At 72.2% G+C, this 24339-nt stretch carries 25 protein-coding genes; 12 read left to right on the top strand and 13 right to left on the bottom strand.

The window, feature by feature from the left end:
• The first annotated feature begins 107 nt into the window (after positions 1-107).
• The 5 genes from J8G10_RS11910 to J8G10_RS11890 are packed head-to-tail and all read left to right on the top strand — an operon-like array spanning position 108 to position 4718.
• Complete coding sequence (locus J8G10_RS11910; RefSeq protein WP_251444863.1) at positions 108-1073, top strand: ADP/ATP-dependent (S)-NAD(P)H-hydrate dehydratase; 966 nt, start codon at positions 108-110, stop codon at positions 1071-1073.
• Positions 1070-2428: a hypothetical protein gene (locus J8G10_RS11905; protein WP_251444860.1), complete on the top strand. Its 1359-nt coding sequence runs from the start codon at positions 1070-1072 to the stop codon at positions 2426-2428. The genes J8G10_RS11910 and J8G10_RS11905 overlap by 4 nt, the downstream gene beginning before the upstream one ends.
• A complete protein-coding gene (locus J8G10_RS11900) occupies positions 2428-2760 on the top strand; it encodes a thiamine-binding protein (RefSeq protein WP_251444857.1) in 333 nt (110 codons plus the stop codon). Before J8G10_RS11905 ends, J8G10_RS11900 begins: the two co-directional genes overlap by 1 nt.
• A gap of 9 nt (positions 2761-2769) precedes the next feature.
• A complete protein-coding gene (locus J8G10_RS11895; protein WP_251444854.1) occupies positions 2770-4011 on the top strand; it encodes an MFS transporter in 1242 nt (413 codons plus the stop codon).
• Positions 4012-4070: 59 nt separating this feature from the next.
• Positions 4071-4718, top strand: coding sequence for an NUDIX domain-containing protein (locus J8G10_RS11890; protein WP_251444851.1), 648 nt, complete (start codon positions 4071-4073; stop codon positions 4716-4718).
• A 13-nt stretch (positions 4719-4731) separates the two neighbouring features.
• Here J8G10_RS11890 and J8G10_RS11885 read toward each other — a convergent pair whose 3' ends face one another.
• The 3 genes from J8G10_RS11885 to J8G10_RS11875 all read right to left on the bottom strand — a co-directional run bounded on the left by J8G10_RS11885 (position 4732) and on the right by J8G10_RS11875 (position 8846).
• Positions 4732-5940, bottom strand: a complete 1209-nt coding sequence (locus J8G10_RS11885; protein WP_251444849.1) for a homoserine O-acetyltransferase — start codon at positions 5938-5940, stop codon at positions 4732-4734.
• A 297-nt stretch (positions 5941-6237) separates the two neighbouring features.
• A complete protein-coding gene (locus J8G10_RS11880) occupies positions 6238-7221 on the bottom strand; it encodes a hypothetical protein (RefSeq protein ID WP_251444846.1) in 984 nt (327 codons plus the stop codon).
• Positions 7222-7523: 302 nt separating this feature from the next.
• Entirely contained in the window at positions 7524-8846 is a 1323-nt protein-coding gene (locus tag J8G10_RS11875) for a bifunctional o-acetylhomoserine/o-acetylserine sulfhydrylase (RefSeq protein WP_251444843.1), read from the bottom strand.
• 168 nt (positions 8847-9014) lie between these two features.
• Between J8G10_RS11875 and J8G10_RS11870 the strand changes: the two genes are divergently transcribed.
• From J8G10_RS11870 to J8G10_RS11850, 5 genes are read left to right on the top strand one after another with little or no spacing between them, the layout of a single operon-like run.
• On the top strand, positions 9015-9821 hold the full coding sequence (locus J8G10_RS11870) for an SDR family oxidoreductase (protein WP_251444840.1): 807 nt from the start codon (positions 9015-9017) through the stop codon (positions 9819-9821).
• Between the two features lie 2 nt (positions 9822-9823).
• Positions 9824-10543 (top strand): Type 1 glutamine amidotransferase-like domain-containing protein, encoded by a 720-nt coding sequence (locus J8G10_RS11865; protein ID WP_251444837.1) that lies wholly within the window; start codon positions 9824-9826, stop codon positions 10541-10543.
• A complete protein-coding gene (locus tag J8G10_RS11860) occupies positions 10543-11232 on the top strand; it encodes a uracil-DNA glycosylase (protein ID WP_251444834.1) in 690 nt (229 codons plus the stop codon). Before J8G10_RS11865 ends, J8G10_RS11860 begins: the two co-directional genes overlap by 1 nt.
• Positions 11229-11804 carry a GNAT family N-acetyltransferase gene (locus J8G10_RS11855; protein WP_251444831.1) on the top strand — a complete coding sequence of 192 codons (576 nt, stop codon included), beginning with the start codon at positions 11229-11231 and terminating at the stop codon, positions 11802-11804. Before J8G10_RS11860 ends, J8G10_RS11855 begins: the two co-directional genes overlap by 4 nt.
• Complete coding sequence (locus tag J8G10_RS11850) at positions 11801-12493, top strand: aspartate/glutamate racemase family protein (protein WP_251444828.1); 693 nt, start codon at positions 11801-11803, stop codon at positions 12491-12493. Before J8G10_RS11855 ends, J8G10_RS11850 begins: the two co-directional genes overlap by 4 nt.
• A 21-nt stretch (positions 12494-12514) precedes the next feature.
• Here the strand turns inward: J8G10_RS11850 and J8G10_RS11845 are convergent, their stop codons facing one another.
• From J8G10_RS11845 to J8G10_RS11820, 6 genes are all read right to left on the bottom strand, one after another.
• Positions 12515-13339 (bottom strand): ABC transporter ATP-binding protein, encoded by an 825-nt coding sequence (locus J8G10_RS11845; RefSeq protein WP_251444825.1) that lies wholly within the window; start codon positions 13337-13339, stop codon positions 12515-12517.
• Positions 13336-14124: an ABC transporter ATP-binding protein gene (locus J8G10_RS11840; RefSeq protein WP_251444822.1), complete on the bottom strand. Its 789-nt coding sequence runs from the start codon at positions 14122-14124 to the stop codon at positions 13336-13338. Before J8G10_RS11840 ends, J8G10_RS11845 begins: the two co-directional genes overlap by 4 nt.
• On the bottom strand, positions 14121-15008 hold the full coding sequence (locus J8G10_RS11835) for an ABC transporter permease (RefSeq protein WP_251444819.1): 888 nt from the start codon (positions 15006-15008) through the stop codon (positions 14121-14123). The genes J8G10_RS11840 and J8G10_RS11835 overlap by 4 nt, the downstream gene beginning before the upstream one ends.
• A complete protein-coding gene (locus J8G10_RS11830) occupies positions 15005-15958 on the bottom strand; it encodes an ABC transporter permease (RefSeq protein ID WP_251444816.1) in 954 nt (317 codons plus the stop codon). Before J8G10_RS11830 ends, J8G10_RS11835 begins: the two co-directional genes overlap by 4 nt.
• 10 nt (positions 15959-15968) lie before the next feature.
• Entirely contained in the window at positions 15969-17501 is a 1533-nt protein-coding gene (locus J8G10_RS11825) for an ABC transporter substrate-binding protein (protein WP_251444813.1), read from the bottom strand.
• A gap of 112 nt (positions 17502-17613) precedes the next feature.
• Positions 17614-18549 (bottom strand): alpha/beta fold hydrolase, encoded by a 936-nt coding sequence (locus J8G10_RS11820; protein WP_251444810.1) that lies wholly within the window; start codon positions 18547-18549, stop codon positions 17614-17616.
• A 231-nt stretch (positions 18550-18780) separates the two neighbouring features.
• Between J8G10_RS11820 and J8G10_RS11815 the strand changes: the two genes are divergently transcribed.
• Entirely contained in the window at positions 18781-19485 is a 705-nt protein-coding gene (locus J8G10_RS11815; protein ID WP_251444807.1) for a tyrosine-protein phosphatase, read from the top strand.
• 74 nt (positions 19486-19559) lie between these two features.
• Complete coding sequence (locus J8G10_RS11810; protein ID WP_251444804.1) at positions 19560-20024, top strand: SIP domain-containing protein; 465 nt, start codon at positions 19560-19562, stop codon at positions 20022-20024.
• Between the two features lie 91 nt (positions 20025-20115).
• On the opposite strand, the gene J8G10_RS11805 is transcribed toward J8G10_RS11810, so the two are convergent.
• The 4 genes from J8G10_RS11805 to J8G10_RS11790 all read right to left on the bottom strand — a co-directional run bounded on the left by J8G10_RS11805 (position 20116) and on the right by J8G10_RS11790 (position 24217).
• Entirely contained in the window at positions 20116-20571 is a 456-nt protein-coding gene (locus tag J8G10_RS11805) for a Fe-S oxidoreductase (RefSeq protein WP_251444802.1), read from the bottom strand.
• Positions 20568-21380, bottom strand: coding sequence for an arginase family protein (locus tag J8G10_RS11800; protein ID WP_251444799.1), 813 nt, complete (start codon positions 21378-21380; stop codon positions 20568-20570). The genes J8G10_RS11805 and J8G10_RS11800 overlap by 4 nt, the downstream gene beginning before the upstream one ends.
• 1 nt (position 21381) lies before the next feature.
• Positions 21382-22122, bottom strand: coding sequence for a PspA/IM30 family protein (locus J8G10_RS11795; protein ID WP_251444796.1), 741 nt, complete (start codon positions 22120-22122; stop codon positions 21382-21384).
• Positions 22123-22186: 64 nt separating this feature from the next.
• Positions 22187-24217 (bottom strand): TPM domain-containing protein, encoded by a 2031-nt coding sequence (locus J8G10_RS11790; protein WP_251444794.1) that lies wholly within the window; start codon positions 24215-24217, stop codon positions 22187-22189.
• Positions 24218-24339: the final 122 nt, after the last annotated feature.

Genomic DNA, 24339 nt, shown 5'->3' with positions numbered 1-24339 from the left:
GCGACGACGCTACCCGCCGTGGAGGGGGTGCGGATCCGTCGTCGTCGTTTCCGTGCCTCGAGGCGATGCGACGGCGCGCACAGCCGCGGCCCAGTACCGTGGATCCCATGCCTTCTCCGCCCGCCGGCGTCCTCGACGCGCACGGCCGCCTCGTGTGGACGCGCCGGGACGTCCGCCACCTGCTGCGCGTGCCCGGCCGGACCGACGACAAGCGCAGTCGCGGCGTCGTCGCGCTGCGCACCGGATCCGATGCGTATCCCGGTGCCGCCGTGCTCGGCGTCGAGGCGGCATGGCGCGCCGGATCGGGCTATGTGCGCTACGTCGGACCGCGCCGTGCCGTGGATCTGGTGCTCGCACGCCGCCCTGAGACCGTCGTCTCCGAGCCGGCAGCGGGGGAGGAGGCACGGGCCGACGCCTGGGTGATCGGATCCGGCACCGACCCCGCGCTGCGCTCCGCCGAGGAGACGGACGCGCTGCGCCGCGTGCTCTCCGGTACTGCAGCGGTCGTCGTCGACGCCGGCGCGCTGGGGCTGCTCCCGTCCTCCGCCCCGGTGGTCGCCACCCCGCACGCCGGGGAGTTCGCCCGGCTGCGCGAGACGCTGGGCCTGGCCTCCGCCGGGCCGGAGATCCTGGACGACCCCGTCCGGCGCGCGGCGGCCGTGGTCGAGACGGCGGGCGCGCTCGGCGGCACCGTGCTGCTCAAGGGCGCGACGACCCTCGTCGCCGAGTCCGGGGCCGGGTATGCGATCGCGGTGGACGCCGGCACCGCCTGGCTCGCCGCGGCGGGCACCGGAGACGTGCTCGCGGGTGTGCTCGGCGCACTCGTCGCCGCCGATCGGGCCGCCGGGCGTGGGACTCCGCTGGCCGATCTCGCCGCGAGTGCGGCGTGGCTGCACGGAGCGGCCGGACGGATCGCCGCCGAGGCCGACCCGGCGGACGGATCCCCGGGGCACCCCCTCGTCGCCCTGGACGTCGCGGAGGCGCTGCCCGCCGCCATCGCGGGGGTGCTCGCCGGCGATGGCGACCCCGACGAGAACGAACACCACGAAGAGACCGAGGAGGGCCGCGTGTGAGCGGTGCCGAGCCGACGGGCGCGACCCGTGCCGAACCGACCCGAGGCGGCGAGCGTCGCGCATCCGCGGCTCTGCGCCGGGCGGGCCTGCCGCTCTCGGTGCTCTGGCTGGCCTTCGTCGTCGCGCACCTGTACGTCGCGATGATCGGGTGGTGGATGCCGGCGCTGCCGATGGGCGACACCGTGTTCGTGTACGAGCCGTGGGCGAGGAACGCGCTCGGCGGGGGAGCGATCGTCGGCGTCACCGAGAGCTGGGTCTACCCGCAGCTCGCGCTCGTGCCCATGCTGATCGCGCAGGGGATCTCGCAGCTGATCCATCCGCTGTTCCCGGGGGCGTACGCGGTCGGATCCGCGAGCTACGTCGTCGCCTGGTCGATCCTGGTGACGGCGCTCGACGCGATCGGCTTCGCGTTCCTGCTGCGCGGCACGCGGGCTCGCCGCAGCCGGGGCCGCAGGACCGCGGCCCTGCTCTGGATGCTCGCGCTCCTGCTGCTCGGTCCCATCGCGATGTTCCGGATCGACGCGATCACCGTGCCGCTCGCGATCATCGGCGGACTGTGGCTGTTCTCCCGGCCGGCGGTGGCGAGCGCCCTGTTCACGATCGGCGCCTGGATCAAGATCTGGCCTGGCGCCCTGTTCGTGGCCGGTCTCGCGCTCCTGCGCGGGCGGATCCGGATGATCGCCTCCGCCGCGATCGTGACCTTCGTCGTCGTGCTGGGCCTCGTGCTGCTGGGCGGATCCAAGAACCTCCTCGGCTTCCTCAGCCAGATGAGCGGCCGCGGCCTGCAGATCGAGGCGGTCGGCGCGACGCCGCTGCTGTGGCTCACCCAGATCGGCGTGACGCGGATCGAGTACAGCCGCGACATCCTCACCTTCCAGCTCACCGGGCCCGGAGTGGATCTCGTCGCCGCCGTGCTCACCCCGCTGATGGCGCTCAGCGTCGTCGTCATCGCCGCGCTGGCGCTGTGGAAGCTCCGGGCCGGAGCCTCCGCGCGGCGCCTGCTGCCGGCGACCATGCTCGCCCTGGTCGCCGTGCTGATCGCGTGCAACAAGGTCGGCTCGCCGCAGTTCCAGGTGTGGATGCTCGCCCCCGTCGTGCTGTGGTGTCTGCTCGACGGCCCTCGCGTGCGGATCCCCGCGATCCTCCTCCTCGTCGACTACGCGCTGACCCAGGCGGTCTACCCGGTCGTGTACGACCAGCTGCTGGCGGCGCAGGCGCTTCCGATCGCTCTGCTGAGCGCGCGCAACATCCTCGTCGTGGTCATCTGCGTGGTCGCGATCCGCGCGATCGTGCGCACGCCGGTGCGCCGCCCCTCGTCCCCCACCCCCGAGCTCCCCGAAACCAGGAGGTCCTGATGCTCGTCGCCTTCTCCGTCGCCCCCAGCGGATCCGCCCCCGATCGCCCCGAGAGCGCCGATGCCTCGGTGCACGACGCGGTCGCCGCCGCGGTGGCCGTGGTCCGCGCCTCCGGGCTCGCGCACCGCACCACGAGCATGTTCACCGAGATCGAGGGTCCCGACTGGGACACGGTCATGGACGTCGTCAAGCGCGCCACCGAGGCCGTGATGCCGTTCGGATCCCGCGTCTCGCTCGTGCTCAAGGCCGACATCCGCCCGGGCTACACCGGCGAGATCGACGGCAAGATCGCGCGCCTCGAGCGGGCGATCGACGACTCCGGCAGCCTCTAAGCTGGACGGATGAAACCCTCGAGCCTCTCGAGGGGTGCGGCGATGCGGGCGCTCCTCTCCCTCGCCATCGGCAGCTTCGGCATCGGCATGACCGAGTTCGTCGCCATGGGCCTGCTCCCCAACATCGCGCAGGACCTGCTGCCCGAGCTGTGGGCGCAGAACCCCGACGAGGCGATCGGCCGCGCCGGCCTGCTGGTGTCGCTCTACGCGCTGGGCGTGGTGCTCGGCGCTCCCACCATCGCCGGCCTCGTCGCGCGCTTCCCCCGCCACCGCGTGATGGTCGGGCTCGCGATCGCGCTGACCCTCGGCAACGGCCTGGCCATGGTGCTGCCCACGTTCGAGACCGTGGGCCTCGCGCGCTTCATCGCGGGTCTGCCGCACGGAGCCTACTTCGGGATCGGCGCCCTCGTGGCCTCCGACGTGCTCGGCCCGGGCAAGCGCGCCAAGGGCGTGGCGTTCATCCTCACCGGTCTCACCATCGCGAACGTGGTGGGCGTGCCGGCGGGAACCTACCTCGGGCAGCACGTCGGCTGGCGCAGCGCGTTCCTCGTCGTCACGATCGTGTTCGCGCTCGCCACGGTGTGCATCGCCTTCTTCGTGCCGCAGCACGAGGGGGATCCCGGACGCACGTTCCGCGCGGAGCTGCGCGTGTTCCGGCGTCCCCAGGTCTGGTTCGCGCTCGCGACCGGCGCCATCGGCTTCGGCGGGTTCTTCGCCGTCTACAGCTACATCGCCCCCGTCGTCACGGAGCGGGCGGGGGCTCCCGAATGGATGGTGCCGATCACGCTCGTGGTGTTCGGGCTGGGGATGACCGTCGGCAACCTGCTGGGCGGCGTCTTCGGCGACCGCAATCTCCGGCTCACGCTGCTGGTCGGCCTCGGGGCGATGGCCGTCGTGCTCGTGCTGCTCGCGATCCTGTCGTTCTCGATCTGGCTGCTCGTGCCGCTCTCGTCCATCATGGCCCTGCTGTCCTCGATCCTGAGCCCGGCGATCCAGACGCGGCTCATGGAGGTCGCGGGGGACAACCAGTCCATCGCGGCGGCGCTGAACCACTCGGCGCTGAACATCGGCAACAGCCTGGGCGCCTTCCTCGGCGGGCTCGTGATCGCCTGGGGCTGGGGTTTCGCCGCGCCGTCCTGGGTGGGCGCCGGCCTTGCGGTGCTCGGTCTCGGAATCGCGATCGCGTCCTACGCGGTGCAGCGCCGGTACCACACCGAGACCGGATCCGTGCGGGTTCGCGACCTGGCCTGAGCCGGCCGGATCGGTCCGTCGTCGCGCACCGCGTCGTGGGTGCGTCCTAGCATGGGCGGATGAGCTCCGCCGAGGACGACGACCTGCCCGTCGCGGGCACCGCGGTGATCCTGCGCGACGCAGCGGACGGCATCGAGGCGCTGCTGCTGCGGCGACCGGACAGAGGGTCGTTCGCGGGCGCATGGGTGTTCCCCGGGGGCATGGTGGAGCCCGAGGACCGGATCGCGGGCGCCGACGAGAGCGAGGACGCCGGACGCGCCGCGGTGCGCGAGACCGTCGAGGAGGTCGGGCTCGCCCTGGAGCGCCTGGCGCTGCTGTCGTGCTGGGTGCCGCCGTCCGGCATCCCGAAGCGCGTGCGCACCTGGTTCTTCGTCGCCGCGGATCCCGGCGGGGCGATCCGTCCGGCCCTGGACGAGGTCGTCGAGACCCGCTGGCTGACTCCGGAGGCGGCGCTCGCCGCCCGGGACGCGGGGGAGATCGCCCTCATGCCGCCGACCTGGCGCACCCTGCACGCGTTGCAGGGGACGACCCGGGTGGAGCATGCCCTGGCACGGGTCGGCGACGCAGTCCTGTTCCGCACGCGGGCCACGCCCACGAAGGCGGGCATGCTGCTCTTCTGGGACGGCGACGAGCTCGCCGGAGCGCCGCAGGGCGCCCGCGAGCGGTTGATCGCCGAGGATCCGGTCTGGCGGTTCGAAGGCCCCTGATCGCGCCAGGGCGTCAGGACGAGAGCAGCCTCGTGAGGTGCCGGCCGACCTCGTCGGTCTCGATGAGGAAGCCGTCGTGGCCGAAGTCGCTCGCGAGCACCACGGCCTCGGCTCCGTCGAGCGTCCGCGGGATGCCCCGGGCGATGCGGTGCTGGCCGTCCACGGGGAACAACCGGTCGGTGTCGATGCCGAGCACGAGCGTCGTCGCGCTGACCCGCTTCAGGGCGTCCTCGACACCGCCGCGGTCGCGCCCGATGTCGTGCGAGTTCATCGCCTCCACGAGCGTCAGGTAGCTGTTCGCGTCGAAGCGGCGGGTGAACTTGTTGCCGTGGAAGTCGAGATAGCTCTCCACGGCGAACCGGCCGCCCTGTCCGAGGGGCGACACGTCGGACTGCCACGATCGCTGGAACCGCTGGTTCAGCTCGATCGGGCTGCGGTAGTTCAGCAGCGCCATGCGGCGCGCCAGCGCGAGGCCGCGGTGGGGCCCCTCGCCGACGGGCGCGTCGTAGTACTCGCCGCCGGCGAAGCGCGGATCCATCCGCACCGTCTCGAGCTGTACGAAGTTCAGTGCGAGCTGGTCGGCCGTCGTCACCGGGGGAGAGGACAGGATGGCGAGACGCTCGACGCGGTCGGGGTGCCCGACCGCCCACTCCAGGGCGTGCATGCCGCCCATGGATCCGCCGATCACGGCCCCCCAGCGGTCGATGCCGAGGGCGTCGGCCAGCAGCACCTGCGCGGCGACCTGGTCGCGGATCGTGAGGTAGGGGAAGCGCGAGGCCCACTCGTAGCCGTCGGGCGCGATGCTGGAGGGGCCCGTGGACCCCTGGCATCCGCCGAGCATGTTCGGCGCGATCACGAACCACTCGTCGGTGTCGATCGCGCAGCCGGGTCCGACGATCTCGCCCCACCAGCCGCTCGTCGCGTGACCGCGGCCGGCCTCGCCCACCACGTGGCTGTCGCCCGTGAGCGCGTGCAGGATCAGGATCGCGTTGTCCCGCGCCTCGTTCAGCTCGCCCCAGGACTCGTAGGCGAGCCGGATGAGCGGCAGCTGCTCGCCGCCCTCGGTGCGGAACGGCCCGAATGCCTCGAACCGGCGGTCTCCGGCGGGATCGCCGTCGCGCCAGGCGCCCGTGGCCGGCGGACGCGCACGCAGCAGGCGGGCATCCGCCTCCGAGACGCGCGCCGAGGGCACCGTGTCCTCCGAGGTCGTCTGCCAGTCCATGGATCCATTCTCGCGGGTGCGGGCGGCAGAGCGCGGAAGGTTACGGATCCTCGTGCGTCGCGGGGATCGCGGTGCGGGGATCGCGGTGCGGGCTTGTTGCGTCGGCGCCTGCCCCGTGTCCTCGCCTCATTCGTGTTTCCCTCCCTCCGTCGCCTTTCCCTCCCCGGAGCAGCGCAAATCAGGCGAGGGAAAGGCGGCCGAGGGAGGGAAACACGATCCTGCACCCGGCAGAATAAGTGCCCGAGCGCGGCACATGCGAACCCAGGCGTGGCGCAGGAGTGGGCGAGTGAGCGCGACTCATCCCGGCGGGCGCACGCCGAAGCGGGCGAGGCGTCGGCCCAGGATCTCCGCAGTGCCGATGTGCGTGCTGTCCCAGCGCGCGAAGCGCCAGCCGGTCACGCCGCGCACGTCATCTTCACGCCGCTTCTCATCGAGGACGACCTCGTCCGCGGCACGCCCCTCGCGAAGATCATCGTCGAGGTACTTGCCCCGGCCGTCGAACTCTCCGAACACCTTCGCACGCGGAAATCCGAAATCCAGCCAGTATCGATCGCCGTCCGCACCGGTGACCGGCACCTGGAGGAGCAGACCGCGAAACCCGAGACGATGCAGCTGCAGCCTGCTGACGCTCTCTCCGGGCAGCTGCGCGCGGCCGTCGGCGAACGCGAGCAGTTCGCGAGCGCCCCGGATGCCCCACGCCCGGCTCGCTGCGGCGCGGTCGGCCAGGCGCGCGTGCCAGAGTGCGGCGCGATCCGCGCGGAACTCGTTCCCCACCACCGTCTCGCGGCGCTGCGCGGCGTCGGCGGCGCACACGGCCGCCTCGGCCGGGACCGTGCAGGCGAGGTCCAGGATCGTGCGGTCCAGCGAGGTGCACAGGATCCCGTCGATGTCGATCACGTCTCCGACGCCGAGAGACACCTCGTGCTGCCGGACGCCGGCCCGTACGCGGCCGTGGTGGCCGCCGAGGATCACCGTGTGCACGCTCGCCGGGCGGAGGCGGTAGAGCGGCAAGCCGTGCAGCACGGCGGCGGACGGACCCCAGAATACTGCGCCGTGATCGTCCAGGTTCTTCGCAGCGGCGACGGTCTGGACGAGGTGGCGGCCTTCGCTCCACAGCGCCTCGTACGCGGCTGCATCGACATAGCGATCGCGTCGCAGCCGCAGCAGCTCGCCCGCCGCGAGGGCCGCGTCGATCGCGCGTTCGCTCGTCCCGGCCGAACGCAGCTGCGCACGAGTGCGCAGGAGCGCGCGGGCGTCGGAGATCCCGAGAGGGTTCGTCATCACGCGATCGTGCGTGGGCGGCACAGCTCAGGGGACGTCGTTCACGAACCCGGTGGAGAGCCGGCCCGGCTGCAGCCGTGTGCGGAGCGACACCCGTCCGTCCCCGCCCCTTGCCCCCGAGCCCCTGTTTCCCTCCCCGCAGCTTCTTTCCCTCCCCTCAGCGACGCGAACCAGGGGAGGGAAAGGCGACCGGGGGAGGGAAACGCGGAGATGGAGGGGCCGTCGACGCGAAGCGCGCGCGCAGAGACGGGAGCGCCCCGGATCCGAAGACCCGGGGCGCTCCCGTCTCTGAGGAGGAGTCGTCAGGCGCGCGCGGCCTCGGAGACCTTGCGCGCGGCGGCGAGGGCCTGGTCGAGGTCCGCCTTGAGGTCGTCGATGTTCTCGAGGCCGACCGACAGGCGCACCAGGCCCGGCGTCACGCCGGTGGTGAGCTGCTGCTCCGGGGTGAGCTGGGCGTGCGTGGTGGAGGCGGGGTGGATGACCAGCGAGCGCACGTCGCCGATGTTGGCGAGGTGGCTGAACAGAGTGAGGCTGTTCACGAACTCGCGGCCGGCGTCCACGCCGCCCTTCAGCTCGAACGAGAGCACGGCGCCCACGCCCTTCGGCGCGTAGGTGTTCGCCGCGGCGTACCAGGGCGAGGTGGGCAGGCCCGAGTAGTTGACGCTGGCGACGTCGTCGCGGGCGTCGAGCCACTCGGCGATCTCCTGGGCGTTCTGCACGTGGCGCTCGATGCGCAGGGACAGCGTCTCGATGCCCTGGATGAGGTTCCAGGCGCTCTGCGGCGCGATCGCGGAGCCGAGGTCGCGGAGCAGCTGCACGCGCGCCTTGATCACGTAGGCGAGGGCGTCGCCGACCGCGGTGGTGTAGCTGGCGCCGTGGTAGGAGGGGTCGGGCTCGGTGAGGCCCGGGAACTTCTCCACGTTCTGCGACCAGGCGAACTTCCCGCCGTCGATGATCGCGCCGCCGATCGTGGTGCCGTGGCCGCCGAGGAACTTGGTGACGGAGTGCACGACGATGTCGGCGCCGTGCTCGAACGGGCGGATCAGGTACGGGGTCGCGATCGTGTTGTCGACGATGAGGGGCACGCCGGCCTCGTGCGCGGCGTCGGCCACGCCGCGGATGTCGAGCACGTTGATCTGCGGGTTGCCGATGGTCTCCGCGAAGAACAGCTTCGTGTTCGGGCGGACGGCGCGGCGCCACTCGTCGATGTCGTCCTGGTTCTCGACGAACGTGACCTCGATGCCGAGCTTGGCGAGCGTGTACTTGAAGAGGTTGTAGGTGCCGCCGTAGATCGACGAGCTCGACACGAAGTGGTCGCCGGCCTGGGCGATGTTGAGGATCGCGAACGTCGAGGCCGCCTGCCCGCTGGAGAGCACGAGCGCACCGGTGCCGCCCTCGAGCGCGGCGAGGCGCTGCTCGAGCACGTCCTGGGTGGGGTTCTGGATCCGGGTGTAGATGTTGCCGAACTCGGCGAGCGCGAAGAGGTTCGCCGCGTGGTCGGCGTTGTCGAAGACGTACGACGTGGTCTGGTAGATCGGCGTCGCCCGGGCCTTGGTGACCGGGTCGGGTGCGGCGCCCGAGTGGATCTGCTTGGTCTCGAAGCGCCAGTTCTCGGCAGCGGTCATGATGTCTCCTTGGGGGTGAGCGACACCGAACCGCGTCGCAGGGTAGGTGGGCCGCTCCCGTCGACGGGCTCGGGGGCCGCGGCATTGCATCGAGAGTACGAACCGCGGGCACCTGTCAACAAGGCGCGGGAAATGTGACGTAACAGGGGGATCCCGTAGCGTGGTCGCATGACCACCAGCATTCCTGCGGCAGGAGAACGCCGACGAGCAGTCGTGACCGGGGCGAGCACCGGGATCGGCGAGGCGACGGTGCGGGCCCTCCGGGCCGGTGGCTGGGACGTCGTCGGCGTCGCCCGTCGCGAGGACCGCCTGCAGGCGCTGGCCGCGGAGACCGGATCCACCGCCTACGCCGCCGACCTCACCGACCCGGAGCAGATCGCCGGACTTGCCGCGCACCTGGCCGAGACGGGACCCGTGCACGCCGTCGTGCACGTCGCCGGCGGCGCCCGCGGCACGGACCGCGTGGAGGACGGCTCCGCCTCGACCTGGCGCTGGATGTTCGAGGCGAACGTGCTCGCGGTGCAGCAGCTCACCGCGGCCCTGCTGCCGCAGCTGCGGGCGGCGGCGGGCGGCGGCGGTCATGCCGATCTGCTGTTCCTGACTTCGACTGCGGCGCGTCAGGCGTACCCCGGCGGAGCGGGCTACAACGCCGCGAAGGCCGCCGAGGCGATGATCCCGCAGGTGCTGCGCCAGGAGCTCAGCGGCGAGCCGATCCGGGTGACCGAGATCGCGCCGGGTCTCGTGCGCACCGAGGAGTTCGCCCTGCGCCGCCTCGGCGGCGATGCGGTCGCCGCCGAGGCCGTCTACGCGGGCGTCGAGGCTCCACTCCTGGCCGAGGACGTGGCCGATGTGATCGCGTACGCGCTCAACGCGCCGGGCCACGTGAATCTCGATCTCGTCGTGATCCGGCCCGTGGCGCAGGCCGCGGCGCACCTGCTCGCGCGCGGTCCGCTGCGTCCGCGCGGGGAGGACTGACCGTGGGGGTGCACCTGGTCGGCGGCGGGTTCGGCCGTGCCGCTTTCGCCGCGTTCACGGCGGAGGTCGTCGCCCTCGCCGCGGCGGACGGGCGGCAGCGGCCGTCGGTCGTGGTGGTGACGGTGCGCGAGGACGCGTCGGCGAAGCACGCCGGCGATCTCGTCGACGCGCTGACCGACGACGGCGCGATCCCCGTCGACGCGAAGGTCGTCGCCGTGGGGGAGAGCGACTTCGTCGATCCGGGCGTCTTCGCCGGCGCCGACGGCATCGTCATCGGCGGCGGACTCACCCCGGCCTACCATGCGGCGCTGGAGGGCGGCTACGACGTCATCCGCGCCGCGGTGCAGGGCGGAGTCCCGTACCTCGGCTTCTCGGCGGGCGCGATGATCGCCGCCGAGCATGCGATCCTCGGCGGCTGGCGGATCGGCGGCGTCGCCGTCGCGCCCGAGGAGACCGCGGAGGACCTCGACGAGATCACCGTTGTGCCCGGCATCGGCCTCGTCGACGTCTCGGTCGACGTGCACGTCGCCCAGTGGGGCACGCTCACCCGCCTCATCGCGGCGACCGAGTCCGCGGCCGTGGACGGCGGCGTCGGCATCGATGAGAGCACCGCCCTCATCGCGGACGCCGAGGGGCTGCGCATCGCCGGTGCGGGCAGCGTGTGGCGGGTCTTCGCCGGATCCGACGGCGTGACCGTCTCGAGCGACCGGGCCGCACGCTGATGCCGAAGTCGCTGGCCGCGCTCGCGGCCGAGGGACAGCTCGATCCGGGCTGGGCGGAGGCACTGGATCCGGTCGCCCCGCTGGTGGCGGAGCTCGGCGACCGGCTGCGCGCCGAGACCGCCGCGGGCCGCGGCTATCTCCCCGCCGGAGCGAACGTGCTGCGCGCCTTCTCCCGGCCGCTCGCCGACGTGAAGGTGCTCATCGTCGGCCAGGATCCCTATCCGACGCCGGGGCATCCGATCGGCCTGTCCTTCGCCGTCGATCGCGAGGTGCGGCCGCTGCCGCGCAGTCTCGGCAACATCTACCGCGAGCTGGAGAGCGATCTCGGGATCCCGCCCGCCGCGCACGGGGACCTGTCGAGCTGGAGCGATCAGGGCGTGCTGCTGCTGAACCGGGTGCTCACGGTGCGACCGGGCGCGCCCGCCTCGCACCGCGGCTGGGGGTGGGAGAAGGTCACCGAGCTCGCGATCCGCGCGCTCGTCGCCCGGGACGCGCCGCTCGTCGCGGTGCTCTGGGGGAGGGACGCCGAGGGGCTGCGCCCGATGCTCGGCGACACGCCGGTGATTTCCTCGGCCCACCCGTCGCCGCTGTCGGCGAGCCGGGGCTTCTTCGGATCCCGTCCGTTCTCCCGTGCGAACGCGCTGCTCGAGGAGCAGGGCGCCGCGCCCGTCGACTGGAGGATCGCATGAGCGACACCGGGACCGCGCCGTCCGCCGAGGGGGGTCAGGGGGTCCGGATCCGGCCCACCCGATCCGACGATCTCGCCGCGATCCGCGACATCTACAACCACTACGTGCGCACCAGCACCGTGACCTTCGACGAGGAGGAGACGGAGCAGGCGGTCTGGGAGCACAAGCACGAGCTGCTCGCGGAAACCGGGCTGCCGTTCCTCACCGCCGAGGACGCGGACGGCGCCGTGCTCGGCTTCGCGTACGCGCAGCACTGGCGTGCGAAGTCGGCCTATCGGTTCAGCGCCGAGAACACGATCTACCTGAGCCCCGAGGCGGCGGGGCGCGGGCTCGGCAAGGCCCTGCTCGAGGCGCTGCTGGACGCGAGCGCCGCGGCCGGGCTCCGCGAGCTCATCGCGATGATCGAGCCCACGGCGGCCGGAGCGTCCATCGCCCTGCACCGCCGCTACGGCTTCGTGGACGCCGGGCACCTGAAGAACGTCGGCGTCAAGTTCGGGCGCTCGCTCGACGTGCTGTTCCTGCAGAAATCGCTGCCGCGCACGGGGGACGACGCCGCAGGGAACCCGGAGTGAAGACGATCGGCGTTCTCGGCGGCATGAGCTGGGAGTCTTCCCTGGAGTGGTACCGCCTGGCCAACGAGCAGGTGAGGGCGGAGCACGGGGGATATCACTCCGCTCCGATTCTGCTCGACTCCCTCGACTTCGCCGAGATCGAAGCGCTCCAGGCCGAAGGGGACTGGGAAGCGGCGGGACGAATCCTCGCAGCGCACGCCGTCCGACTGGAACAGGCAGGGGCGGAGCTCGTCGTGCTCTGCACGAACACGATGCACATCGTCGCCGACGAGATCGAGGCGGCGCTCGGCGTGCCCTTCCTGCACATCGCCGACGTCGTGGCCACGGCGATCGCGGGAGCCGGCGGCATCCGTACGATCGGCCTGCTCGGCACCGCCTTCACGATGGAGCAGCCGTTCTATCGTGACCGGCTGGCCCAGCACGGCTTCGACGTGCTCGTCCCCGATGCGGAGGGCCGTCGCGACGTGCACCGGATCATCTACGACGAACTCGTTCAGGGCGTGGTCCTCGAGCAGTCGCGGCATCGCTATCGGGAGGTCATCGCGGACCTCGTGGGCCGGGGTGCTGAGGGGATCGTCCTGGGCTGCACCGAGATCGAACTGCTCGTGAAGGCTACGGACGTCTCGGTGCGTGTGTTCCCCAGCACGGCCCTGCACGTCGCCGCGGCGCTGCGGGCCGCGGCGGGATGACCGCGCTCCGGTCCGCCCGGCTCAGCGCCCGGGGATGACCGGGATCGCCGCGAGCAGCCGCTGGGTGTACTCATGCGCGGGGTGGTGCAGCACCCGCGCGGTCGGCCCGTGCTCGACGATGCGGCCCTCGGTCATCACGGCGACGTCGTCGCAGAGGTTCTGCACCACGCCGATGTCGTGGGAGACGAGCACCAGCGTCATGCCGTCCGCGCTCAGCTCACGGAGCAGATCGAGGATCTGCGCGCGCACGGTGACGTCGAGCGCCGACATGGGCTCGTCGCCGACGAGGATGCGCGGCCGGTGCGCGATCGCGCGGGCCAGGGCGACGCGCTGACGCTGGCCGCCGGAGAACTCGTGCGGGTAGCGGTCGGCCATCGCCGGGTCCAGCCCCACGCGCCCGAGCACCTCGGCGACGCGCGCGCGATGATCGCCCGCGATGCCGAGCGCGCGCAGCGGCTCGGACACGATGCGGCCCACCGACTGCCGCGGATCCAGCGATGCATAGGGATCCTGGAACACCAGCCCGGTCTCGCGGCGCAGCCAGTGCAGCGCCCGCGCCGAGGCCGAGGCCTCGACCGGGCGGCCGCCGACGCTCACGGTGCCCGCGGTGGGCCGGTCGAGGCCGAGCAGCAGCCGGATCAGCGTGGACTTGCCGGATCCGGACTCGCCGATGATGCCGAGCGCGCGGCCCGCGGCGACGTCGAGGTCGACATCGTCGAGCGCGACCGTGCGTGTGCGCCGGGCGAACGGCTCCTTCCGTGCGGCCAGATACTCCCGGCGCAGCCCGCGGGCGCGGATCAGCGGCGGGGCGGAGGCCTCGTCGGGGTTCGTCGTCACGTCGCTCATGCCTCCTCCTCGCCGCGCCACAGCGTGGCGGTGGCGTCGCGCAGCAGCCCTTGCGTGATCGGCGAGGTCGGCGCGGTGAGCAGCGCCTCGAGGGGCCCGGACTCGACCACGCGGCCGTGTGCGAGCACGACCGCGTGCGTCGCGACCTGGGCCAGCACCGCGAGATCGTGCGTGATGAACACCAGCGACATGCCGTCCGACTCCACGAGCGACAGCAGCAGCCGCAGCACCCCCGCCTGGATCGTGACGTCCAGGGCGGTGGTGGGCTCGTCCGCGATGAGCAGCCGCGGACGGGCCGCGAGCGCGATCGCGATCGCCGCCCGCTGGCGCTGACCGCCGCTGAGCTGGTGCGGGTAGCGGTCGACGATCCGCTCGGGGTCGGGCAGCGCGACGCGCGCGGCCTCGGCGACGGCGCGGGCGCGGGCCGCGCGCCGGTCGACCCGCTCGTGGATCCGGATCGTCTCCGCGATCTGACGGCCGATCGTGCGGATCGGGTTGAGGGCGGTGCGCGGCTCCTGGAACACCATCCCGATCTCGTCGCCGCGGATGCCCGCGAGCTCGCGGTCCGGCATCCCCAGGATCTCGCGGCCGTTCCAGCGCACGCTGCCGGATGCGGTGGCGCCGTCGGGAAGCAGTCCCATGACGGCGAGGGCGGTGAGCGACTTGCCCGACCCGGACTCGCCGATGAGCCCCACGCGGGCGCCGTCGGGAACGGCGAAGGACACCCCGTCGACGACCCGGCGGCCGTCGATCTCGACGACCAGGTCGGTCACCTCCAGGCTCATGCGGTCACCTCCGGGAGCGGCGCGGGGCCGCGACGCCCTTGCCGGGCCGAGCGCTTCCCCGTGCGCAGGGTCGGATCCGTGGCGTCGCGCAGGGCGTCGCCGAGCAGGTTGAAGGCGAGCACCGTGACCGTGATCGTGAGACCGGGCCACACGACCGAGAGCGGACGCACCTGGATGTAGCGCTGCAGGTCGGCCAGCAGGATCCCCCAGGACGGATCCACGACGGAGGCGCCGAATCCGAGGTAGGAGAGCCCGGCCTCGGCGAGCACGGCGGTCGCCATCGCCCAGCTCAGCTGCACGATGAACACCGGTGCGACGTTGGGCAGCAGGTGCTGCACGAGGTTCTGCGCGGGGGTCAGCCCGGAGGCCCGTCCGGCGACGACGAAGTCGCTGTGCTGCACGCGACGCAGCTCCGGACGGGTCACCCGGGCGACGTTGACGCCGAAGCCGATCCCGACCGCCCATACGACGACCCACAGGGAGCCTCCCTGCACGGTGGAGATGAGCATGGCGATGATCAGCACGGGGAAGGCGATGAGGATGTCGACGAACACGGCGATCGTTTCGCGCACCCAGCGTGCCGTGAGGGCGCCCAGCGCGCCGAGCGCGATGCCGATCAGGGTGGCCACCAGGCCCGCCCCGGCCGAGACGAGCACGGTCGTGCGTGCGCCCGCCATGAGCAGGCTCAGGATGTCGCGGCCGGTCAGATCGGTGCCGAGCAGATGCGGCCAGTCGGGCGGCAGCCAGCGGGACGTGACATCCGTCGCGCGGGGGTCGAACGGCGTCCAGAACAGCGACACCAGGGCCGTGACGAGGATGAGCGCCACCACGATCAGACCGAACAGTCCCGCGGCAGAGGAGCAGAGCCGTCGCAGCGCGGTCATTCGTCGGCCTCCCGCTGCCTCGGGTCGAGGGCGCGGTGCACCAGGTCGACCACGAAGCCGATGATCAGCACCATGCCGGTCAGCACCAGCAGCTCGCCCTGCACCTTCACGAGGTCGCGCGTGCCGACGTCCGCGACGAGCATGCGCCCGATGCCCGGCAGGGTGAACAGCTGCTCCACGACGACCGAGCCGACGATGATGCCCGCGACCTGGATGCCGAGCACGGTGATGACGGAGAGCCCGACGGCGGGCAGCCCGTGCAGCAGCAGGGCACGGTTGCGGGTGAGGCCCTTCGCCGCCGCGGTGCGCACGAAGTCCTGGGAGGCGGCCTGCAGGGTCGCGCTGCGCACGAAGCGCAGCAGCAGGGCGCCCTCGACGACGCCGATGGTGAGCGCCGGCAGGAGGAGCGCCTGGAACGCCGCGCCGGGATCCGCCCAGCCGTCCCGCGGGAAGCCCTGGGCGGGCAGCCAGCCCAGCCAGACCGCGAACACCACGACGAGCATCATGCCGGCCCAGACGACCGGCACCGCCGCGACGGCCTGCGCCGCGACGTTCAGCGCGGTGCCGGCGGCCCGGCCGCGCAGCATCGCGGATCCGATGCCCGAAGGCACCGCGATGAGCAGGGCGATGATCAGCGCGAGCGCGGCGAGCGGCACGGTCACCTGCGCCTTCTGCGCGAGCTCGGCGGCGACGGAGGCGCCGTTGAGCTGCGACGTGCCGAGATCGCCGCGCAGCACCCCGCCGATCCAGCCCAGGTACTGCAGCACCAGGGGCTGATCCAGACCGAGTCCCTGACGGATCGCCTCGACCTGCGCCGGCGTGGCCTTGTCCCCGGCGAGCAGCTGCGCCACGTCGCCGGGGAACACCCGCAGCGCGAGGAAGATCAGCACGCTCGCGACGAGGAGCCCCACGATGAGCAGGGCTCCCCGGGTGAGCGCGTAGCGGAGCACAGGGCCGAGGTTACTTCGTGACGGTCACGCCGCGCAGATCCAGCCGCGAGTTGATCGACTCCTTCGGGAAGCCGTGCACCCCGGGGCGCACCGCGGTCAGGGTCTCGTCCTCGTACAGCCAGTCGGCGGCGGCGTCCTTCGCGACGATCTCGGCCGCCTGGGAGAGCAGCTGCGCCGACTTCTTCGCGTCGAGCTCGGTCTGCGACTGCGCGTACAGCTTCTGCACCTCGGGGTTGTCGTAGCCGAAGTAGTAGTCGGGGTTGGCGAAGTTGCCGAAGTCGCGCGGCTCGACGTGCAGCACGAAACTGAGGTCGTAGTCGTGCTTCGTGTACACCGAGTCGAGCCAGGCGGGGAACTCGACCGAGTTCACCGTGAGCTTGACGCCGACCTTCTTGAAGTCGCTGGTGAGCAGCTGCGGGACGGTGGATCCGTAGAACGACGGGATCGTGAGGGTGAGGGCGAGGTTCTCCTGGCCGGCCTCCTTCAGCAGCGCCTTCGCCTTGTCCGGGTCGTACGGCGCGGTGCCGGAGAGATCCTGGTAGCCGGGGTCGAGCTGGGGGATCGGGCCGTACAGCGTCGTGCCGATGCCGCGGGCCTCGATGATCGCCTTGTGGTCGATCGCGAGGCGCAGCGCCTCGCGCACGCGCTGATCGTCGAGCGGCGCCTTCGCGTTGTTGAACGCGAGCGTCCCCTTGTCGGTGGTGCGTCCCTTGGTGAGGGTGAACTTCTTCTCCAGCTGCGGGGCGAGGTTCGCGTCGACGGCGGTGAGCACGTCCAGGGTGCCGCTCTGCGCGGCGTTGACCCCCGCGGTGAAGTCGGGGATGTAGTCGAACACGATGCTCTTCACACCCGCCTTCGTGCCCCAGTACTGGTCGTTGCGGGCGAAGGTGAGCGAGTCGCCCTTCTTCCACTGGGTGAGCGTGAACGGCCCGGTGCCGTTCTCCGCGGCCTGCAGGTCGGTGGTGTCGCCCTTCTGGAACACCAGACCCGCGGTGCCCGTGAGGCTGAACAGGAAGTTCTGGCTCGGCTGGATGAGCGTGATGGTGACGGTCTTGTCATCGGTCGCGGTGATCGATGCGACGCCGGCGAGGTCGGCGTGACCCTGCACAGTCGGGTCGTCCTTCGCCGTCTGCAGCGACGAGACGACGTCTGCGGAAGTGAGCTTCGCGCCGTCGTGGAAGGTGATGCCGTCGTTCAGCACGAACGTGTAGGTGAGTCCGTCCGCGGAGATCTCGTGGCTCTTCGCGAGGCGGTCGACGATCTTGTTGTCCTGCGTGCGGGTGACCAGGCCTTCGTAGATGTTGTCGACGAGCACCTGCTCGAGCGCCGCCCCGGCGGTGTGCCGAAGGTCGAGGCTCGACGGCTCGAGCACGAGACCCACGGTGAGGGTGGCGTTCTCGTCCGCGGCGCCGGTCGCGCCGCTCTTCGAGGGCGAGGCGGATCCGGAGCAGGCGGTGAACAGCAGGGCGGCCGCGGTGAGGCCGGCGAGCACGGCGCCGACGGTGCGGCGGCGCGGGGTGAGAGCAGCGCGGGTGCGGTGCATGAGGGGATCCTCTCGGGCGGGGGCTGTGTGGTGCGGTGGGTGCTGTGCGGTCGAGCCTAGGCGGGGCCTGTGCCTCGTCGACGCGGGTGCGGAACGCGGCGTCACAAACCGTTCAGGGACGGGCGTCGACGGCGGTGCGGATGATCTCGGCGAGAGCTGTGGGGGCGGTCTCCTGCAGGTTGTGGCTGCCGTCGAGGTGCAGTACCTGCGCGGAGGGCACCCGGGTGCGGAACTCGGCCTCGGCATCCTCCGAGACGAAGCCGTGCGAAGCGCGCACCAGGGCGATCGGAGCGGCGGCCGCCCCGAGATCCGACCAGCCGTGCTCGCCGAGGATGCCCGTCGTGGCGGCGGGCGAGGCGACGTCGGAGGGAGCCGCCGTCAGCAGTTGCGCGGCGATGTGCGCGAAGTGGTGCTTCCACTCCACGCGGCCGTCGGGGCGCACCCGAGTGTTCAGGAACACGCCGCGGGCGGTGTCGTCCCGGGAGCCGCCGAACCCGAACTGCTGGGCGCGGTCGACGAGCTCGTCGCGGGAGGCGCCGTCGACCACACGGTAGAACTCCCGGAGCGCGGCGGGGCCGACGCTCTGATCGACACCCGGCGTGATGTCGACGACGATGAGATCCCGTACGAGCTCCGGAGCGTGTGCGGCGACGGCTGCGGCCGTGAGGCCGCCGAGCGACTGACCGACGAGCACCTGCGGTCGGTCGGTCCAGATGCGCAGCGCCTCGATGACATCGGCGGCGAGCGTCCGCCCGGTGTAGTCGGCGTCCTCGCGCCACGAGGAGTCGCCGTGCCCGGCGAGGTCGATCGAGAGGGCAGGACGGCCGAGCGCGAGCACGGTGGTGTCCCAGGTGTGCGCGTTCAGTCCCGCGCCGTGCAGCAGGGTGACCTCGACGGGGTCGTCGCCGTAGCGCAGCGCGCTCAGCGTGCGGCCGTCCGGGAGGGGCAGCGACACGCGGCGCACGGGCGGCACCTCGACGTGCAGGGCGCGGGCCTGACCGGCGAGGAAGGAGAACTCGGAGGTCTCTTCTGATGCGAGGGGGGACACGCCTTCATTGTGCTCCCGTCGCGCTGCCGACGCGACTCGCGAGATCAATATGACCAACTGTTGCCATCCAGAGCTGACGCTTTCCCGATGATCTGACATTGATGAGTGGACATATCGATCCCGAGAGGATTCCGCACCCGCCCGTGCACGCGTCCCGCGGGCGACCCAGGCGCCGGTGGGCACACCCTAGGCTGGAGCCATGATCCGGATGCAAGGAGCCGAGGTGCGCGGATGACGGTCCTGACGGTGCCGGGGATCACGAACCTGCGCGACGTCGGAGGCATCCCCGTCGGCTCCTCGCGCGTCCGGGAGGGCGTGCTGTTCCGCTCCGGCAACCTCGCGCACGCCGGCGCGGAGGCGGAGGAGTTCCTCGCCGCCCGGGTCGCGCGGGTCATCGACCTCCGCGACGACAGCGAGGTCGGCGCCGAGCCGTGTGCGCTGCCGGGACTGCGGATCGACCGCGTGCCGCTCTTCTCGGGTTCGGTGGCCTCCTTCCTCCTCGGCGACGTGAGCCTGACCGGGCTGTACCGCCACATCGTCACCGGCGGCGCGGATCGCATCGTGCAGGTCGTCCGGATCCTCTCCGAGGGGGAGTCCACGCTCGTCCACTGCACGCTCGGCAAGGACCGCACCGGCGTGAGCGTCGCACTCGCGCTCGCCGCGGTCGGCGCCGATCGCGATGCGATCGTGGAGGACTACGCGCTGACCGCGTCGCAGCTGCCGGAGTCGCGCAATCGGGCGATCGCCAAGTGGCTGGAGGAGCGCCTGCCGATCGCGCACGACGCCATCGCCGTGGCGACCCAGTCTCCGGCGCCGGTCATGCGCGAGCTGCTCGAGACCATCGACGCCGAGCACGGATCCGCCGCCGACTACCTGCTGGCATCCGGCCTGACGAGGGCGGAGCTCGAGGCGCTGGGGACCGCGCTCGTCGGATGATCACGGTGAGCGGCCCTCGGGCCGTGCGGGGGTAGGTTAGGCAACCCTTCATCCGGTGGTATCCTGGAGGCATCATGACCACCGCGATCCGCACCACAGCGCGCGCAGGACGCCGCGCCCAGCGCCGCTCGTCGAAGGCCCAGCACCTCGTCGTCGCCGACGAGGCCTCCTTCGCCGAGCTAGAGGCGGTGCTGGCCACCCTGCCGCTGTGCGCGACCGGCCGCGTGTTCATCGAGGTGCCCGATGCCGCCTCGATCTCCGCGGTCTCGGTCCCGCCCCGGATGACGGTCACCTGGCTGCCGCGTGCGACGCGCAGCGGTGCGCCCGGGACCGGACGCCGCTGCACCCCGGGGGCGGCGGCATCGCGCGCCGCGATCGCCTGGGCCGACGAGATGCTCTGCGACGGGGCCGAGGATCACACCACGGTCACGCTGCTCGGCGGCTTCCTCGGCACGGCCGACATCGCCGAGCACCTCACCGAGCGCCTCGGCATGGCTCCCGAGCGCATCACCGCCCCGGAGCGCTTCGGCCTGCTCTGAGTCCATCCGTCCCGGCGCGCGTCGGCCTGCTCTGAGTCCACCCGTCCCGGCGCGCGTCGGAAGACTCCGCGGTCCGCGTCCGGGGCGCGGGTCACCGGCGCGGCAGGTAGTGCCCGTCCTCCAGGCCGGCTTCGATCTCGAAGCGGTTGCGCAGCGGATCCCGCCCCGCGAACAGGTACAGGAACGGCATGAGGAAGCCGTAGCGCAGCCATTGCCGCTTGTGCACGGCTTCGTGCCGCAGCACCCGGTCGTCCGGCACGTGGTCGCCGGTCAGGTAGCAGCCCGCCACGCAGACGCCGCCCCGGGCGAAGGTCCACGCGGGCATGCCCCGGAAGATCCACAGGCCCTCGCGTCGTTCCACGGGACCGGTGCTCCACAGGCCGCCCCAGATCCAGCCCACGGCCATTCCCCAGGCGTAGCCGATCCGGCTGACCGGCGAGCGCAGCAGCACCGTCGGCAGGCGCAGGTCCTGCCGACGTCCGCGCTCCAGGATCTCGGCGGCCTCGGCCTCGATCGCGGCGATGCGGGCGGCGTCGCCCGCCGTCACGCGAGGGCGCCGATCAGGCGCAGGATGGCGCCCAGGTCCTGCACGGCATCGCCGGGGGAGCGCGGGGCGAAGCCCGCGATGGTCGCTCCGGCGAGCGGCAGCCGCTCGCGCAGCGCCTTCACCGCGCCGACGACGTCGGCCGTGCGCAGGCCGAAGGGCACGGCGGAGGAGACGCCGGCGAGCTCCGACGGATCCAGCACGTCGACGTCGATGTGCACGTACACCCGCGTGGCGCCGGTCGCGGCGACCGCCTCGGCGAGCGCTTCGACGTCGTCGAGCCCGTCGATGCGCACGATCTCCGACGAGCCGAGGTACTCGGTCTCCGCGTCGTCCTCCGAACGCGCGCCGACGAGCACCGTGCGCTCGGCGCTGAGGCCCGGCGGCCCCTCGAGCGGGAACGAGTCGTGGCCGAGCAGGGCGCGCAGGGCCATGCCCGCATAGGCGCCGGAGACCGACGACTCCGGGGTGTGCAGATCCGGGTGCGCGTCGAACCAGACGATCGCGACGTCGTGCAGGGCGCCCGGGAGGGCGGCGACCGCGGCCACGCTGACTCCGCAGTCACCGCCCACCACGAGCGTGGGCTCGGCATGCGCCGTGATCGCTTCCTCGATGAGCTCCCGGGTGCGCCGCAGGCTGCTGAGCCTGTGCACGCCGGTGCCCTCCGCGTCTCCGGCCTCGAGCGGGACCTCCAGCACGGTGGTCCGCGCGCTGGGGAGGTCGCCGGCGATGGCGGCGGCCCCCTCGGTGAGCAGCATCGCCCGCGGGGCAGGGGAGCCCTGCCACTGCGGGACGACGAGGAAGCGGGTCATCTCAGCCCTCGAGGGCTTCCTGGGGCTTCGTGGATCCGGCCTTCAGCTCCGCCAGGCGGGCTTCGACCTCGGTCAGCTGGCCGATGTCCTCGAGGCTCTCGAACTGCGCGTCCAGGCTCGACGCCGCAAGCTCCGCCTTGCCCTGGGCGAGGGCCTCCTGGCGGCGCACCTTGTCCTCGAAACGCCCCAGCTCGCTGGTCGGGTCGAGCACGTTGATCGACGAGACCGCGTCCTGCACCTTGGTCTGCGCCTCGGCGACCTTGGCGCGGGCGAGCAGCTCGCTGCGCTTGTTCTTGAGCTCGCCGAGCTTGTCCTTCATGCCGTTCAGGCCGGTCTTGAGCTTGTCGACGATCTCGGTCTGGGCCGCGATCTGCGGCTCGGCCGTCCGCGCCTCCTGCTCGGAGCTGATCTGACGCTGCAGTGCGACCTTGGCGAGGTTGTCGAACTTGTCGGCATCGGCGGTGTTGCCGGCCCCGCGCAGCTCGTCGGCCTTGCGGCTGGCGGCGAGGGCCTTGTTGCCCCACTCCGCGGCGGACTGCACGTCCTCCTGGTGGTCGCGCTCGAGGAGGCGCAGGTTTCCGATGGTCTCGGCGATGGCCGACTCGGCGTCCGCGACGTTGTTGGTGTAGTCGCGAACCAGCTGATCGATCATCTTCTGCGGGTCCTCCGCGGAATCGATGAGCGCGTTGACGTTGGCCTTCACCAGGGTGGAGATGCGGCCGAAGATGGACTGCTTGGTCATGGGATGTCCTTTCCAGATGTCCGGTCGATGGGTCGTGCACGTGTAAGGGATCAGGATCCGGCTGTCAGAAGCGACCGCCCGATCCGCCGCGGCTGCCGCCTCCGAAGCTGGAGGGACGGAATCCGCCGCCTCCGCCGCTGGAGCGCCAGCCGCCGCCTCCACCGCCCCAGCCTCCGCTGCTCCTGCCTCCGCCTCCGCCGGACAGGATGCCGCCGATGATGCCGCCGAGGATCGCGTCGCCCATGCCGCTGCGGTTTCCGCCGCTCCAGCCGCCTCCGCCGCCCCAGCCGCCGCCCGAGCCCCACGAGTCGATGGAGCCCGCGGCGAGCTGCGTGGCCTCGCGGGCGAGCGCGATCGCGCGCTGCGCGTGCTGCAGCGCCGCGTTCGGATCCGCGACGCGGGCTGCCTCGGCCTGGTCGTACTCGGCGGACGCCTGCGCGGCCCTGGTACGGGCGTCGGGGCCGATCGCGCCTCGGTGGGTCGTGATGTAGCTGTTCGCCGTCGAGATCTCGGCGCGGGCCTGGGTGAGCGTCTGCTCCAGCACCTGCTGCGCGCGCTCGGCCTGCTGCCGGGCGTTGCGGATCGCATCCACCGTGCTGTCGATGCGCGAGTTCGCCGCCGTGAGCGACTCCAGCACCGCCTGCGGGCGACGGCCGGTGCCGGTCGCGTCGGTGCGGGCCTGGTCGAGGGCGGTGCGCGTCGCGGCGACCGCGGCGTTCAGCTCGGGGGAGGCCGGCAGCGCCGCGGCGCCTGCGAGATCCTGTTCCAGGTTCGCGATGAGCGCCTGAGACTGCGCCTCGGCCGCCGCGAGGTCGGCCTGCAGCGTCGTGATGGCGCCGGCCAGCTGGGCGGCCTGCAGCACGCCCTCCTCTCCGGTGCGGATCGCGAAGGCCGCCTCGCCGCGCTTCCCCTGAGCGATGAGGTCGCCGGCGGAGGCGATGTTCGCGTCGGCGAGCTCGAGCCGGCTCGCGGCTTCGGCGGGGTTGCCCGCGACGGTCTGCAGGGCGGTGGGGTCGTAAACCGCCGACAGCGTCTGGAGGGCCGCGGGGGCGGCGGCGACGGCGGTGGCCGCGGCCTCCCGATGGGCCTTCAGCTGCGTCAGGGCCTGCTCGGCGTCCTGCTCCAGCTTGCGGAGCTCGTCGAAGGCGGTGACGTTCGCGTCCAGCGCGGTGTCGGCGCTCTCGCACAGCCGGATGATCTGGAGAAGCCAGTCGCGGCGCTGCTGATCGGTGTCGGGGATCTCGTCGTCGAGCTTCTGCTTGAGCGAGAACGCCTCGTCGAGCTTGGCCTTCGCCTTGTTCACCACCTCGGTGAACGAGCTCGTCGCGGTCTCGCCGAACTGGGCCGTCGCGAAGCCGAGGTCCTCGGTCGACGAGGTGATGGCGTCGTCGGTGTGCACGAGGGCCAGACCGGCCCGGCGGGTCAGCTCCTCATCGCTGATGGCGTCGAGGGGATCGCCCGTCGGGGTCGGTGTCGCCCGCCTGACGCGGGCGGCCGCCCGGCGGCGCATCACGACCAGGACGATGATCGCCCCGATCACCGCGAGCACGCAGAGGACGATGAGCAGGATGCCGCCGATGTCCGAGGAGCCGGATCCGGAGAACCCGTCGGCGGCGGTGCGGACGGCGCCCGCCCAGTCTTTCGTGCGCAGGTCGTTCACGAGCGACTGCGAGATCTGGTCGACGCGCGACAGCGGGACCGGGCCGGCCTTGTCGGCGGAAAGATAGAACTGCCGCGACTGCGTCGCGACGGCCAGGAGGTACTGCTGCTGGCCGAGGCCGTTGTCGATCGCGACCTGGTTGGTCCACTCCTGGCTGTTGGCGGGGGTCGTGAACGTGTCGACGAAGACGACGAAGAGCTGGATGTTCTGCGTGCGGCTCAGCTCTTCGAGCCGGCCGTTCAGCTCCTCGGTCTCCGAGGATCCGAGCGCGCCCACGAGGTCCGTGACGAAGTCCGAGCCCAGGGTCACCGGAGCGGTGGCGGGGACGGAGGTCGTCAGTGGCGCACGAGGGGCGGCGGATGCGGGGGAGACGGCGAGCGACAGGCCCAGCACACCCAGGATCACACCCACGACGACAGCCCAGCGCGCCCGCATCTTCGCTCCTCCCGGGGCCCGGAAAGCCCCTGGGAGCGAGTCTAGGGCGTGTCTTCCTGTGTTTCCCCTGCCGCGGACCGGAGCTCATCGGGGCCGGGGCGTCCGCTCGGTAGGCTGAAGCC

The sequence above is a fragment of the Microbacterium sp. USTB-Y genome, from assembly GCF_023703415.1.
Lineage (GTDB): Bacteria > Actinomycetota > Actinomycetes > Actinomycetales > Microbacteriaceae > Microbacterium.
Note: the sequence above shows the minus strand (reverse complement) of the source record. Positions and strands in the feature narration are given on the sequence as shown.